Consider the following 14648-nt stretch of genomic DNA (forward strand, 5'->3'; position numbering starts at 1 on the left):
TCAGACGTTCCTCTCCGTCGTCCGGGTCATCAGGGCGAAGACCACGGGCTCCTCGACACCGTCGAGTGCCGTCGTGAAGGTGACGATCCGCGCGTCTCCCGAACGCAGCACCACCCAGTGCTCCTCCGTGCCGGGCACGCTGTCGGCCGTCAGCCCGGCGATCGCCCGACCGTCCTTGCGCAGGCACTCGACCGCACTCCAGACCCGGGTGGCCGCGACCGACGGCGACTCGCCCGGCTCGGTGCCGAGCAGCCGGGCGAGGGCGGCGCCCTCCGGCCCCAGCAGCCCCACCCACTCCTCGTCCGAACGGGCCTCGGCCGTCTGCACGTCGCAGGTCACCGGCGCCGAGCCGGTCACCGCGAGGGTCACACCGGCTCCGTGCGAGGCGGAGACATGCGGTCCACCCTCGATCTCGGGCTTGCCGTCCGGACGGTACGTCACGGACGTCTCCCGTCCCAGCGCCCAGCCGACCGCCTTCGCGGTCTGCGCCCGCCGCTCCGCCACCCCTCGGGCGGGTCCGTCGTCGGGGCGGACGACGACCCGGACGTCGGCGGACAGCAACTGCTCGGCCCGGCGTTCCAGGTAGGGCCCGAGGAGGGACGGCACCCACGGTCCCGTTCCGTCCTGCTTCCGCACGGCCTGGAGGCGCAGTCCCTCCCAGCGCTCGACCAGCAGGCCGGCCTGGTCGCGGACATCGAGGTCGTACACGTACGTGTCGCCGTCCCGGGAGCGTTCGAGGGCGTGCAGGGTCACCCGCTTCGCGCTCGCCATCGGCCCGGGATCCGCCAGGTGGAGCCGCTCGACGCTCACGGGCAGGAGGGTGGCGTCCGGGACACAGCACTGGATCGAGTGCATCAGGGCGTCCCTGGTGCCGGGGTCGGCAAGGACGAGATCGGCGGGCAGATGGCGTGCGAACCAGGGGGCGACCGCCGTGTTGGAGATCTCGCCGACGCATCCCTTTGCCGCCAACCCGCGGTAGCCGTTGAGGCGTTGGAAGCGGAGTCCCTGGAAGAGCACCGTTCCGTACAGGTCACGGGCCGGATCCAGGGGGACGCGGGGGGCGTCCTCGGCGACGGGAGAGGGGCGGTCGTCCCCGACATCCGGCCGGTCGTAGTGGAGCACGGCGCGGAAGTGGTCGGCCTGGAAACCGGTCTCGCTGCTGCGGATCACCGCCTCCACGGTACCGACGGTCCGGGCGAGGACGGCGACCCGGATGGTGGTCCCTCCCTCCTTGGGCACGACGATCGGTCGCAGGAACCGCATGTCCTCCAGTGTGGGAGCACCGTCGAACCCCGTGAGCGCGGACCCTGCCTGCGCCATCGCCTCCATGCCGAGGACGGCCGGGAACAGGAGGTCCCCGTCGAGCTCGTGGTCGGCCAGATACGGATCGCCGGTGGCCGAGAGGTCCGCGTCGACGACCAGCTCGATCCCCGGGTAGTGCGCCTGGACCCGGTCCACGAACCGCAGCAACGGCAGCTCCTCCGGCGCTTCGAACGTCAGGGTCGGCAGGCCGCTCGCACGGCCCGTCACCACCAGAGCCGTCGGTGTCCGCGGATCGGCGATCAGCTCCTTGAGCAGGGCCACGCCGTCCTCGGTGGGGATCGGCTCGATGCCGTCGCGGATCAGCGATTCGAGCACGCCGAGCCGTTCGCCCATGCCGGCCCCGGACCAGACCGACCACTCAAGTGCCAGGCACCGGCAGTCCGGATACTCCTCCTGGACTCGGCGCGTCAGGTCGGTGAGCCAGTCGTTGGCGGTGGCGTAGTCGGCTTCGCCCCGTAGGCCGGCCCGTCCGATGATGCTGCCGAAGGTGACGAGAAGACGCAGCGAGCCGGGGTCGGTCGCGGCGAGGACCGTCTCCAGGCCGGTGATCTTCGGGGCCAGGGTGCGGCGGAAGGACGACTCGTCCAGATTGACCAGGGCATGCGGTTCGTTGCGGCCCGCGCCATGCAGGACGGCCGTGACCGGGCCGAGTTTGTCGCGGATCTCGTTCACCGCCGCCTTCACCTCGTCGGCCGAGGTGACGTCGGCGCGTACGTAGCGGAAGTTCACTCCTGCGGCGGACATCCGCTCCAGGTTCGCGGCGAGCTCGGCGTCCTCGGCCGGGTCCGAGCGGCCCATCAGCCCGACCCCCGCCCCGGTGTCCCGGGCGAGCGCGAGGGCGCACTCGGCGGTGATGCCCTTGCCACCGCCCGTGACGAGCAGGACGTCCATGGCGTCGAGTACCGGCGCGCCGGCCTGGCCGGAGCCGAGAGGAGGAGCGGGGACCGGCAGCGGGCTCAACACCGGCACCGTACGGCGGTCGTCCGCTCCGTACACGATCTCGCCGAAGCCGGTGGTCGCCGCCACGTCGGCGACGATGCGGTCGGTCAGCTCGCGCACCCGGGCGGCCGCCGGGTGCTCCGGCAGAGGGAGGGTCACCACGGTCGTCGCGATGCCGGGAGCCTCCAGGTGGAGGGTCTTGGCCAGGCCTGCCGCACCGCGCCGGTCGCCGACCGCGACGAAACGGGACACGCCGGTGTGCGACAGGGAAGCGCGGGCGGCGGCGATCATCAGCGCCGTGTGCTCCTCGGAGCAGTCCCGGGGAAGACACAGGAGCACCCCGTCTCCGAGACCGGCGGCGCCGAGCGCGGCGTGCAGCGGCCTCGCGAGCGGATGCCGTTCGGGTGCGAAGAGCTGCCATTTCCCGCCTTCGACGGGGGCGGCCGGCGTGCCGCGCTCCGCGGGAACGAGGTCGACGGCGAAAGCCCGCACCCAGGGGCCGACACCCTGGACCTCGCGTGCCGGTTCGGCGCCCCCGTCCTCCGTGTCTGCCAGATCGTCCAGGAGCCCCGCGAGTTCGGCGACCGTGGACGTGGCGAACGCCGTGGTGACCATCGGCGCGGTGATCCCCAGTTCCTGGGACGCCTGGTTCATGATCTGCCCCACCGTGATGGAGCTCAGATGCAGTTCGTCCAGCGGGTTGCTGTCCGGGTTCACCGCCTCGATCGGGAGCTCGGCCCGCTCGGCGGCGAGACGGAGGAGCACGCTGAGGCTGCTCTCCCCCTTCCCGGCGGCCGCCTCGGAGGACGGGTTCTCGCCGGCCGTGGCCGCGGCGGACCGTGCCGGGGCCGCGGCAGGCGTGTCGCGGAGCACTCCCGCGAAGGAGAAGTCGCCCTCCGCGGTCGATTCCGCAGGGCTGGCGAAGAACCGGAACTCCTTGTCCAGCGCCAGCGGGCGGGTGAAGCGGTCGCGGAACAGCTCCGCGTGCCGCACGGGTGCGCCCAGCGTGTAGGCCGTCGCGACGGCCGTCAGCAGTCCGGCCAGCGAGCCGCTGTCGGCTTCGAGGGAGACGACCGGCACGCCGGGAGCGATCTCCGCGGCCAGCCCGCGCAGGATCCGCCCGGGACCGACTTCGAGGAGCAGATCGGTGTCGGCCGCCAGGTTCCCGACGGCTTCGCTGAACCGCACCGGATCGAGCACCTGGCGTGTCAGCAGGGCGGGAACGTCGGTGTCCTCGGGGAGGACGTCCGCGGTCACCGTGGACACCATGCGGCCTCGTAGGGGAGTGAACGTCTCGGTCGCCAGGTAGGCGCCGAACGCTTCGGCCGCCGGGGCCACCGCCTCGGAGTGGAAGGCGTGCGAGACGTTGATCGCGGCCGTACCGATCCCCTGGTCCTCGGCGCGGGCGCACACCCGGCGGACGGCGTCGGCAGGGCCGGATATCACGGTCTGCCGCGGGCTGTTGTACCCGGCGACGACCACCGGCTCGCCGTCGAGCAGGAGCTCGACGCGGGCCGCGTCCGCGGCGATGCCCGCCATTGTCCCGCCGCCGGCGCTCGCCTCCGCCATCACGCGGCCGCGCTCGCCGGCGATCCGCAGCAGTGACGACTCGTCCATCGCCCCGGCCCAGTGCAGCGCGGTGAGTTCCCCCAGACTGTGCCCCGCGGCGCCCACCGCCTCGATGCCGAGGGCGGAGAGCATCCGGAGTCCCGCGAGCGAGGACGTCACGATGCGGGGCTGCGCCACGGCGGTGGCGACCAGGTCGCCGTCGGTCGGCAGGGAGTGGGTACGGTACAGCTCGTCCACCGTGGCGAAGCGACGCCGCAGGGCCCCGCCGTCGCCGCGGCGGCCCGCCCCCTGGCCGGGGAACAGGAAGCCGATGCGCGGACTCGTCGCGGTGCTGCCGAGGAACACCCCACCGGTCGTGTCGAGGACCGAGCGCACGCCACCGTCGAGATGCGAGAGCAGCTTGGTGAGGCGCTGCTCGGCCTGCTCGGGATCGGCCGCGACGACCGCCGCTCTGATCGGCCGGTCGGCGAGCTCGCTCTGCAGGGTGGCGGCAAGGTCACCGACCTCGGCGAACGACAGCTTCGAGCTGAGCGTCACCGCCCGCGTCACCTTGCCGCGCAGTTCGGCGGGGGTGTCGGCGTCGAGGAGCAGCAGTTCCGTGTCCTGGCTCGACCGTACGAGCTTGCGGGTGACCCGGCCGACGTCGCTCTTGCGCACTCCGTCCGCGTGTTCGACCACGATGTGCGCGTTGATGCCGCCGAAGCCCATGGACGAGACGCCAGCACGGATCGGAGCGCCCTGGGGCCAGAGCTCCGCCTCGTACGGGACGCGCAGCGCCGGGCGCTCACCGGTCAGCTCGGGGTGCGGGTCGACGTGGCTCGTGGCGGGCGGGATGACCTGGTGGCGGACGGCGAGGATGGCCTTGAGCAGACCGGCGACGCCGGCGGCCGCCTTGGTGTGGCCGATGTTGCCCTTCACCGTGCTGATCGCGGCCGGGGCGGCGTCCGGATCGGCGGCGCGGCGGGCCTCCGAGAAGGCCCTCAGTTCGGTGGCGTCGCCGACCGCGGTGCCGGTGCCGTGGCCCTCCAGATAGGCCACCGTGTCGATGCCGAATCCGGCGACGGAGTAGGCCCGCTGCATCGCGAGCCGGTGGCCTTCGGCCTCGGGGCGGGTGATGCCGCCCTTGCCGTCCGACGAGTAGCCCCAGCCCTGGATGCTCGCGTAGCGGAACCTGCGCTGTGCCAGGGCGTCCCGGTCGCGCATCAGCACGAGCATGCCGCAGCCCTCGCCGGGCCAGAAGCCGTTGGAACCACGGTCGTAGACCCGCATCTCGCGCGTCGCAAGTGCCCCTGTCTTGGCGAAACCGATCACTTCGAAGGGGTCGATGCTGAGGTCCACGCCGCCGACGACGGCGACGTCCAGCCGTCCGTCGGCCAGCGCGTCGCACGCGGTGGCCACCGAGAGCAGCGAGGAGGAGCAGGCTCCGTCGACGGTGAATCCGCCGCCCTTGAAGTCGAAGTGGTTGCAGATCCGCCCGGCGATGGTGTTGGCGAGACCTCCGGCCAGAGTGTCCTCGCCGATCGGCGGGAACGGGCTCTTGTAGCGCTCCTCGAGCTGGTCGAGGAAGGCCGCCAGGGCGGTGTCGTCCCAGCCCTGTTCGCGCAGCGCGGCTCCGACGGTGCGGCGCACGTACGGCCAGCGCAGCCGCATCAGGTTGGCGCGGCTGAACTCGCCGGTGAGGGTGTTGCCGATGATGACACCGGTGTTGACCCCGTCGAGGCCCTCGCCGAGCGGGAATCCGGCGTCCTCGAGCGCGCGGGCGGCGGTGTCGAGCGCGAGCCAGTGCGTCATGTCGGTCGAGCGGAACGTACTGCCGGCGACGCGGTACTTGACCCGGTCGAACTCGAAGCCGTCGATGACCGCGGCCTTGGTGGAGTAGTAGCGGTCGGGGGCGGAGGGATCGGGCGAGTAGTAGTCCTCCGCCCGCATCCGTTCGTCGGGCAGGCGCCGGAAGGCGCGGCGTCCGGCGAGCACGTTCCGCCACAGCTGGGCGGGAGAGTCCGCGTCGGGGTAACGACAGGCTATGCCGACGACGGCGATCCCGGACGGGTCGGGGGTTCGGGGGGTCTCGGGGGGGCGGGAGGTCTCGGGGGTTCGGGAAGATGAGGTCATGCGGCCACCGCCTCGCTCGTGCTCTCACCGAGTGCCACGGGCCGGCCCTCGGTCTCGTCTCGCCGGTGCGCTTCCGAGGCACGCCGTTTCTGGACCAGATGGGCCACCCACCATCCGATGCCGCGGACGGCGCAGACCACGGTGACCGCGAAGAACAGCGTGTACACGACGTTGAACAGCATGAGGACGCCGTAGGCCCCGGCCACCGACGCCCCGAAGACGAACTGGTCGCGGGGCTTCACCGGTGTGGTGCCCGGGTCGCTGATCATGTAGTTGGTGAACAGGACGAAGGCGACACCGCTCATCGGGGCGAGCGCGGAGGCCAGGGCGACGTCCCAGACCTCGTGCCGGATCACCGCCTGGATCACGAAGCCGCCGACCCAGCCGACGATCAGCGGGATCTTCTTGGTGAGCATGGAGTTGATCACGGTGCCGGCCATGACGATGATCAGCGGGATCGCGACGCGGAAGAACCTGTCCGCGTTCTCCGTGAACTCGTACGGCGGAGCGATGCTCACCCAGGAGCCGAAGCACACCAGCGCGAGCGTGATCCCGAAGTTGGACGGGTTCATGTAGTGCCGCATGCGGCCGGCGATCGGGGCTTGGAGCACGTGCTTGCCGGCGACGCCCGCGAACACTCCGAAGAGCACGGGGAGGATCTGGTTGTTCGCGTACAGCAGCATGTTCACGGCCATCGCCGTGATGTGCGAGGGCAGCAGGAACTCGTAGACACCGCGCGCGCCGTTGCCCAGGAACCGCGCCGGGCGCCGCTGCGCCCAGGCGCTGACGAGTTCCAGCGCGATCTCCGTGACGTAGGCGGCGAGCGCGGCGATGATGGGCCAGAGCCAGGGCTGTTCGAAGCCCAGCAGGGTGTATCCGAGGACGTTGAACACACTGATGGAGATGGCGAAGTTGCGCAGCGCGAGGTAGCGCGGGTCGCGCTTGGCCTCCGGTCCGGGCTTGGCATGGCTGACGGTGATGGCGGTCATCGGCTCGCAACCTCCTGGACGTCGTCGGTCAGCATGAGCGAGTGGGTGCCGGGGGTGAGCTGCCTGGTCGTCCGGTGCCGCTCACCGTCGGAGTCCCGCCAGGACAGCTCCACGGTCACCGGCCCCTCGTGCCCACCGAGGCCGAAGTGCACGTCGAAGCTGCGGAACCCGCTGTGGCCACCGCCACCGTCGAGCTGCGAGACCCTGGTGCCCGCGGCCGAGGTGACCTTCACCGTCGCGCCGTACGCGGGGGCCCCGGGGGCCATGAGCCCCTTGCCCGCCGCCCGGCCTCCGTCCGCGGAGGGGCGGTAGAGCTTCAGCTCCAGGTGGTTGCCACGCTGGGGCGAGGTGTTGGCGTAGAAGGCCGGCGGCCCCCACTGACGGGCCACGGCGAAGTCGAGGACGCCGGTCCCGGTGGTGTCGCCCGTGGCGATCGCCCGGGTGGGTATCTCCACGTCGAGCCCCAGTTGCTCGCTGACGTTGACGTACGACCCGTCGGCGTTCTTCGCGTAGAAGGCGAGCACGTCGTCGCCGGCGATGTCGTCACCCGGCTGGACGTTGGGCCACATGGCCGGATCGGACAGCAGGTTGTCGTTCGTCATCGCCATCTCTTGGAGCCAGGGCCACCGGTCGATCTCGCCCTTGACGAAGCCGGTCGCCTGGAGGATGGAGAGCTCCCCCGAGTTGAGGAAGTCCGCCATCTTGGTGTCCCAGCCCCAGCCGCTCCACGCGACGCCGTGCTCCTGCGCCTCCTGCCGGAAGGGGGCCTCGCCGGCGTCGAGCTTCCGGCGCATGTCGTCGGTGTCCTTCGCCTTGTTGATCCAGAGGAAGTTGCTCTCCTCCAGGCCCCAGGCGGCGGTGATGTTGCTGACCATCATGTCGAAGCTGCCGTCGTAGTCGACGTCGGCGAAGTCGACGCCCATGCCCTTGAAGGAGCCGTTGCCCAGCACGAAGGACTTGGGGGTGGTCGGCGTGCGCTTGCCGACGGCCGCGGTGAACTCGATCCGCCCGGGCTTCGAACGGTTGTAGAGCAGGTGGTCGTGGCCGAAGTCGTTGGCGATGTACATCTCGGGCAGGTCGTCGCCGGTGAGGTCCGCCGAGGCGATGGCGAGCGTCCACCCGTTGGCGAGGCCCTGGGGGATGGCGTTTCTCTCCTCCACGAAGGAGACGGTCGGCTCCGTGCCGGTCGTCGCGCCGTCCCAGCGCAGTACGTGGTCGCCACCGGCATTCGTGGACGTGGAGAGCGAGTCGTTCATCACGACGTTGTCGAGCCCGTTCGGGTCGAGCACGTCGGAGTCGGGGAAGTAGTTCCCGACCACGATCGACGGATGGCCGCTCCCGTCCAGGTCGGCGACGTGGACGGCGTCGGTATTCCAGCGCGGGCCGTGGTACCTGCCGTCGATGGACTGCGACGGCACCACCTCCCGCGGTACGTAGGAGGCCGGCGCCGGCATCGTGGCGTCGGACTTGGCCATGAACGCGACGGGGGTCCGCCCCCAGTAGGAGACGAGCAGGTCCGTCCTGCCGTCGCCGTTGAAGTCACCGGGCGTGCACCCGGTGGGCGCCATGGCGGAGTCCATCGGCAGCGGTGCCGCGTCCAGGACGAACGGCGTGAACCGGTCGGCCGGTGGTGCCGTGGGGGTGTAGGTGACGACGACCTGGTCGGTGCGGGTGTCGACGATGCACATCCCGCTCGCCCTGCCGTGGCCGGTCAGGTCGTTGATAGCTATTCCAGCGCCGACCGAGGAAACCCAGGACCGCAGCTTCTGGTACGCCGGATTGACCTTCCGAACCGTGTTCATTCGCTGGGAGTTGTAACCGGGCGGTAGCTCGATGGGCATTTCCTGGAACGCGTACTTCGCTGCCGCCTGAGCGTCTCCGGTCACAGCGACCGAAGTGCGGACGGCGAAGAACAACGACGCGGCCACCAATACCGTCACCAGACCGGGTGTCAGCCTGCGAAACCGTTCGCGGTGGATCACCGCATACTCCTCACTCTCGACCAAGAAGGGCAATTGCTCGGCACTGAGTTCGCGTTCCGAGACTGGGTTACGGCCGAACGTCTGGCTTCTCTGACGTTGCCCTGCGCACTTGCCACGCCGCCGGCGGCACGAGGACCTCCGGCTCCGGGGATGCGAGGTGGGCAGGGCAAGTTCGGAGAAGCCGAGAGGTCAGACGGCAGTGATGCTCGGTATCGGAACGTGTCCGCAGCGGAATCCGAGACTCCGAAGGTGTTTCATGACGCAGACGTACGACGACATAGTGGTCGGCTCGGGTTCGGCGGGGGCAGCGATCGCCGCACGGCTCAGTGCTGATCCGTCGCGCAGGGTTCTCCTCCTGGAGGCGGGTCCCGATTTCCCCACGCTCGAAGAGACCCCTCTGGACATCCGCAACGGCAGCGCGATGTCCCTGAGCGCGCACGACTGGAAATTCCGGGCGGAGATAAGCGACGGTCGGAAGATTATCTATCCTCGTGGCAAAGTGACGGGTGGCTCTTCCGCCGTGGGTGCGACGATCGCCCTCCGCGGCGTTCCCCAGAACTTCGCGGAGTGGGTGGCCGCCGGAAATCCGGAATGGTCGTGGGACGACGTCCTGCCGTACTACCGCAGGCTGGAGGACGACCTCGACTTCGACGGCGAGCTCCACGGGCGGGGAGGGCCCGTCCCCATCCGCCGTTGGCAGCCCGGGGAGCTGACCCCCGTCCAGCAGTCCTTCGTCGAAGCGAGCCTCGCCATGGGCTTCCCCGAGGTGAAGGACCACAACGATCCCGCGGCCACGGGCATCGGGCCGATCCCCTCCAACCGCCGGGACACCAGGACCCGCGTCTCCACGGCCATGGCCTACCTCACCGCCGAGGTGCGCGGCCGGGAGAACCTCACCATCCGCGCGCACACGCTGGTCCACCACCTGCTCTTCGAGGGCAGCCGCGCCACGGGGGTGGCGGTGTCCACGAACGGCGGTGCCACCGAGGACGTGCACGCCAGGCGGGTGATCCTGGCGGCGGGTGCCGTGAACTCACCTGCTCTTCTGATGCGTTCGGGAATCGGTCCCGCCGAGGACCTCAGGCGCGTGGGCCTCGACGTCCGGCTGGACCGCCCCGGCGTCGGCGCCAACCTGATCGACCACCCCCGCACCGGCGTGTTCATGAAGACGAAGCCGGGAGGGGTGGACACCAGCGAGCCGTTCCTGCAGACCATCGTCCGGACCACCTCGAAGGGCTCCGCCGACTTCAACGACCTGCAGTACTACCTCGTCAGCCATTTCGATCTGACCATGTTCCCCGACCTGCAGATGCTGGCGCGCGGCAACACCATCCTGGGCGTCATGGTGGTGGACCAGAAGCCCGAGTCCCGAGGCCGGCTCCGGCTGAGCACCACGGACCCGGCGGCCGCACCCGACATCGACCTCGACTTCCTGGCCACCGAACGCGACCTGGAGAAGCTCGTCGACGGCGTACGGACCTGCTGGCAGCTGGCCGGCCACCCGGGCATCCGCAGCCAGGGGGAGGACGTCATCGTCCTCGACGACCAGCTGATCGAGAACGACGAGATGGTCCGCCAGTACGTCCGGTTGAGCCTGGACAGCGGATACCACCCGGTCGGCACCGCCCGCATGGGCCCGGCCTCCGACGACGGCGCCGTGGTGGACGAGCGGCTCCGCGTCCACGGCACGGACGGCCTCTACCTGGCCGACGCCTCGGTGATGCCGTCCATCGTGAACTGCAACACCAACCTCACCTCGATCATGATCGGCGAACGCCTCGCGGGCTGGCTCCTCGAAGGCTGAGGCCCGGGAACCCCACGGGCCGCCGGTACCGGACGGAAGAAGCGACCGAACAACAGGAGAGACACATGGACCTGCCCAAGGTGACGACGCGCGAGGAATGGCTGCGCGCCCGCAAGGAGTTGCTCGAGAAGGAGAAGGAGCTGACCAGGCTGCGCGACGAGGTCGTCGCCGCCCGGCCCCGGATGCCGATGGTCAAGGTCGAGAAGGAGTACCTCTTCGACGCCCCGCAGGGAGAGGTGACGCTGCTCGACCTCTTCGAGGGGCGGCGCCAGCTGATCGTCCGCCACTTCATGTTCGGGCCGGAGCAGGAGGAGGGCTGCATCGGCTGTTCGATGCAGGCCGACTCCGTCGGTCACCTGTCCCACATCCACGCCCGCGACACCACCTTCGTCATGGTCTCTCGCGGACAGCTCCCGAAGCTGGAGGCGTTCAAGCACCGGATGGGCTGGACCATCCCCTGGGTGTCCTCCTTCGGCTCCGACTTCAACCGCGACTACCACGTCACCACCGATCAGGGGGAGCTGCCCGGCGTCAGCGTCTTCCTGCGCGACGGAACGGACGTCTTCCACACGTACTCGGTCTACGACCGGGGCGGTGACGTCTTCAAGAACTTCTACAACTACCTGGACCTGACCCCCATGGGCCGCCAGGAGGAGCAGCTGGAGCACCCCTGGGACTGGTGGCGGCACCACGACAGGTACGACGACGAGAACGCCTCGGCCCCCGGGCAGAACTGGTGGAACGGCACGGACAAGTTCGCCAGCTGATGCGCCGACCCGACTGGCTCGCCGAGCCACCCGCTCTCGCCGCTCTCGTCTTCCTGCCGCTCTCGGGAGGGATCGTGGGCAGGCAGTTGCACCAGGGTTACGGCACCTGGGTGGGTGTGCTGTCGGGCCTGGCCCTCGGGGTGGCGCTCGTCGTCCTGGTCGAGCGCGGCTGACTCCCCGCGGACGCGCCCGCCCGAGCCGAGGGGCGTGTGTCCGGCGAACTCAACCGGTCACGCGCCCCTCGTCACCTGCCCGAGTCCGATCGGATTCATCGGCCGCCGCAGGTCGGTGGGAGTCCGAACGGACGAAGGAGACCTGCGTCGAGGAAGCCGGAGATCCGGGAGATCCTGTGCCCGGCCAGGGTGAGGACGGTGACCGAATGCGCGTGATGCGGACCGTCGGCGTCACGTCGGTACAGGCCGAAGGCCGGCTGCCCGTTGGCAGCGCTGGGCACCAGCCGGAACCTGCCCGGTGCCGTCAGCACATGAGTGGCGAAAAACCGGACGATGGCGTCACGACCGGCGAACCAGCACGGCAGGGGCGGCATCTCCGCCACGGCGTCCTGCGTCAGCAGTTCCAGAAGCGTCTGGACGTCGGCGTTCTCGAACGCCTTCGCGTACCGGTCGAGCAGGTGCTGCTGGTCCGGTGTGAGGCATTCGGTGACCTTGTCCTCTGCGGGGGCGAGCTGCTCCATCTGGCTCCGGGCCCGTTGGAGCGCGCTCTTGACCGCCGCGACGCTCGTACCGAGGAGGTCGGCGACCTCCCCCGCGGGCATGGCCAGCACGTCACGGAGGAGCAGTACCGCTCGCTGCCGGGGCGGCAGCCACTGAAGAGCGGCGACCAGAGCGAGCCTGCAGCTGGCCCGGTGGGCCACCACGGTCGCCGGGTCGTCCGCGGCCACGCCCAGCAGCAGGTCCGGTGCGGGCTCCAGCCAGGGCACCTCCGGCAGCGCGGCGGCCAAGGGCGACGCCGGATCCGCGTATTCCGTGCCGAGGCCGGTCGGCAGCAGTCTGCGGTCGCGATGCTCAAGTGCGCTCAGGCACACGTTCGTCGCGATCCGGTACAGCCAGGTCCGTAGCGAAGACCGGCCCTCGAACGTGCCGTAGGACCGCCAGGCGCGCAGAAACGTCTCCTGCACCAGGTCCTCCGCGTCGTGGACCGATCCCATCATGCGATAGCAGTGTGCGAAGAGTTCCGTGCGGTGGTTGTCGGACACGCTCTCGAAGTCCGCTTCCCGGGTCATCGACGCCCTCCGCCCGCCCGCTGCACCTGTCCCGCGGTGATCATGCCGCTCAGCCTAGAGGAGGCCGGCGCGGGCTCCTCCCGTAGGGGCCGGAGCACGGAGTCCACCCGGCTCGGGGGGATTCCCCTCGGTCGGCCTCGCGCATCTGGAAATGAGGACAGCTCATATCTGCCCCCCCTCCGTGAAGCCAGCTGCAGTGAATTCATCGACGGCGCGAGGGGCACATCCCTACATCGAGCAACGAAAGGCGTCCGGTTCATGAATGACCGACCTATACCAGGTGTCCGCGTCCCTCTGATCGACGAGGCGGAGGCGGCCGGAATGACTGCGGAACTGTACGAGCGGATCAAGAAGACCACCGGTCTTCCCTTCGTTCCCGACATGTTCCGACTCGTATCCACCAGGCCGGATCTCCTGGAAGTCGTGCTGGCCGGATACATCGGCGCCTTCGGCGACGGCATCCTGCCGCGCGCGACGCGCGAGATGATTTCCGCCTGGAGTTCAAAAATCAATGGCTGCCCCTACTGCGTGGGCACCCACAACTGGTTCCTCACGCAGTTCGGCGGCGGTGAGGAACTCACCCGGGCGATCGCCGTGGCGAACGAGCCGGAGGAGCTGCCGATCGACGCCCGGACACTGGCGCTGATGCGACTGGTGACGCAGGTGAGCAGGGCCGCGTACAAGGTGACGGACGAGGACTGGGCACGGGTCACCGAGGCCGGCTGGAGCAATGAGGAGATGCTGGAGGCCGTCTTCACGTCGGCACTGTTCGCCTTCATCAACCGGCTCGTGGACGGGCTCGGGCTCGGCGGGTCGGTGGCCCACAGCAGGATCTCCCAGCAGCCCGACGTCGATGCGGGGGGTGTCGGCTGATGGGGGCGCCCCGGGCCGTCCTGTTGACCGGCGCCTCCTCGGGCACCGGACTGTCGTCGGGCACGGGACGGGCCGCCGCCCTACGGCTGCACCGTGCCGGCTGGCCGGTGTACGCGACCGCCCGCGACGTCGACGCCCTCGGCGAGCTCGCCGCCGAGGGCATCCAGGTGCTGCACCTGGATGTCACCGACGAGCAGTCCATGATCGACGCCGTCGAGAAGATAACGGCCGAGCACGGCGGAGTCGGCACGCTCATCAACAACGCCGCCTACAGCCTCAACGGGACCATCGGAGAGACGTCGATGGACGAGGTCCGCCGGCAGTTCGAGACCAATGTGTTCGGCCTGTCGAGGCTGACCCAGCTGGTCTTGCCGGGGATGCGCGCCCACGGACAGGGGCGGGTGGTGATCATGTCCTCGATCTTCGGGCAGTTCGCGACGCCCGGTCGTGGCTACTACCAGGCGACCAAGCACGCCCTGGAGGCCATCGGCGACTCGCTGCGGCACGAGGTCGCCAGGTTCGGGATCAAGGTGGTGCTCATCGAGCCCTCTCCCGTACTCGGCGGCTTCGTCCCGACCACGGTCGCCGATCTCGGCATGTCCCGGCAGGAGGGATCCGAGCTGTACGACGAGTTCTGGGAGTACTTCGTCGACTGGCACGGCGCCTACCGGGAGACCGACCGCCCCACCGGGCGGGGGCGGATGGCGGTACGTGCGGAAACCGTGGCCAAGGTGATCGAGAAGGCGGTGACCAGTGAGAACCCTCGGATCCGGTACCGGATTGGCGTGCCCTCGCGGTTGCTGCCGCGCATGCGCTGGACCATCGGTGACCGCCTCTTCGAGAGGTTCGTGCGCGCCTTCTTCCCTATTCCTTGACCGGCCCGGGGCAACCGGAGCGGTCGGGAGGGGGAGGCATCCGTGCGCACGAAGCTCGTGAGGGCCTCGCTGCGGGGCCTGTCGCCGGCACAGGTCCGTCACGTCAGCCCGGTGGGCTTCGACACGGCGCGGGGCACCGTCGCACGGTCTACCAGGAGCTGGAGCGTGAGCT

The 14648-nt window shown here is 70.0% G+C and carries 8 protein-coding genes and 1 pseudogene; 5 read left to right on the plus strand and 4 right to left on the minus strand.

Features of this window, described 5'->3' with window-relative positions; translation table 11 throughout:
• Genes HHL19_RS21020 through HHL19_RS21030 form a run of 3 tightly spaced genes read right to left on the minus strand, consistent with a single transcriptional unit; the run spans position 1 to position 8734 of the window.
• Positions 1-5943 carry a type I polyketide synthase gene (locus HHL19_RS21020; RefSeq protein WP_206324911.1) on the minus strand — a complete coding sequence of 1981 codons (5943 nt, stop codon included), beginning with the start codon at positions 5941-5943 and terminating at the stop codon, positions 1-3.
• The gene (locus HHL19_RS21025; protein ID WP_240981745.1) at positions 5940-6932 is read right to left on the minus strand and encodes an enediyne biosynthesis protein; all 993 of its coding nucleotides are present in this window, start codon (positions 6930-6932) and stop codon (positions 5940-5942) included. The genes HHL19_RS21020 and HHL19_RS21025 overlap by 4 nt, the downstream gene beginning before the upstream one ends.
• Positions 6929-8734, minus strand: coding sequence for a CRTAC1 family protein (locus HHL19_RS21030; RefSeq protein WP_240981746.1), 1806 nt, complete (start codon positions 8732-8734; stop codon positions 6929-6931). Before HHL19_RS21030 ends, HHL19_RS21025 begins: the two co-directional genes overlap by 4 nt.
• Before the next feature lie 436 nt (positions 8735-9170).
• Between HHL19_RS21030 and HHL19_RS21035 the strand changes: the two genes are divergently transcribed.
• The 3 genes from HHL19_RS21035 to HHL19_RS21045 all read left to right on the plus strand — a co-directional run bounded on the left by HHL19_RS21035 (position 9171) and on the right by HHL19_RS21045 (position 11658).
• Positions 9171-10718 (plus strand): GMC family oxidoreductase N-terminal domain-containing protein, encoded by a 1548-nt coding sequence (locus tag HHL19_RS21035; protein ID WP_169091829.1) that lies wholly within the window; start codon positions 9171-9173, stop codon positions 10716-10718.
• 65 nt (positions 10719-10783) lie between these two features.
• Entirely contained in the window at positions 10784-11485 is a 702-nt protein-coding gene (locus HHL19_RS21040) for a DUF899 domain-containing protein (RefSeq protein ID WP_169091830.1), read from the plus strand.
• A complete protein-coding gene (locus HHL19_RS21045; protein WP_169091831.1) occupies positions 11485-11658 on the plus strand; it encodes a hypothetical protein in 174 nt (57 codons plus the stop codon). The genes HHL19_RS21040 and HHL19_RS21045 overlap by 1 nt, the downstream gene beginning before the upstream one ends.
• A gap of 95 nt (positions 11659-11753) precedes the next feature.
• Here HHL19_RS21045 and HHL19_RS21050 read toward each other — a convergent pair.
• Positions 11754-12737: pseudogene (locus HHL19_RS21050) on the minus strand (sigma-70 family RNA polymerase sigma factor); the annotation flags it as partial.
• Between the two features lie 249 nt (positions 12738-12986).
• Between HHL19_RS21050 and HHL19_RS21055 the strand changes: the two are divergent.
• The gene (locus tag HHL19_RS21055) at positions 12987-13601 is read left to right on the plus strand and encodes a peroxidase-related enzyme (RefSeq protein ID WP_169091833.1); all 615 of its coding nucleotides are present in this window, start codon (positions 12987-12989) and stop codon (positions 13599-13601) included.
• On the plus strand, positions 13601-14476 hold the full coding sequence (locus HHL19_RS21060) for an SDR family NAD(P)-dependent oxidoreductase (protein ID WP_169091834.1): 876 nt from the start codon (positions 13601-13603) through the stop codon (positions 14474-14476). Before HHL19_RS21055 ends, HHL19_RS21060 begins: the two co-directional genes overlap by 1 nt.
• Positions 14477-14648 lie beyond the last annotated feature (172 nt).

Source organism: Streptomyces sp. R302, from assembly GCF_012927245.1.
Lineage (GTDB): Bacteria > Actinomycetota > Actinomycetes > Streptomycetales > Streptomycetaceae > Streptomyces.

What these genes read in the sequence shown, in the direction of transcription:
- HHL19_RS21020 (WP_206324911.1), bottom strand. Translation starts at nt 5,943, where the DNA reads ATGACCTCATCTTCCCGAACCCCCGAGACCTCCCGCCCCCCCGAGACC.
- HHL19_RS21055 (WP_169091833.1), top strand. Translation starts at nt 12,987, where the DNA reads ATGAATGACCGACCTATACCAGGTGTCCGCGTCCCTCTGATCGACGAG.
- HHL19_RS21045 (WP_169091831.1), top strand. Translation starts at nt 11,485, where the DNA reads ATGCGCCGACCCGACTGGCTCGCCGAGCCACCCGCTCTCGCCGCTCTC.
- HHL19_RS21035 (WP_169091829.1), top strand. Translation starts at nt 9,171, where the DNA reads ATGACGCAGACGTACGACGACATAGTGGTCGGCTCGGGTTCGGCGGGG.
- HHL19_RS21040 (WP_169091830.1), top strand. Translation starts at nt 10,784, where the DNA reads ATGGACCTGCCCAAGGTGACGACGCGCGAGGAATGGCTGCGCGCCCGC.
- HHL19_RS21025 (WP_240981745.1), bottom strand. Translation starts at nt 6,932, where the DNA reads ATGACCGCCATCACCGTCAGCCATGCCAAGCCCGGACCGGAGGCCAAG.
- HHL19_RS21060 (WP_169091834.1), top strand. Translation starts at nt 13,601, where the DNA reads ATGGGGGCGCCCCGGGCCGTCCTGTTGACCGGCGCCTCCTCGGGCACC.
- HHL19_RS21030 (WP_240981746.1), bottom strand. Translation starts at nt 8,734, where the DNA reads ATGAACACGGTTCGGAAGGTCAATCCGGCGTACCAGAAGCTGCGGTCC.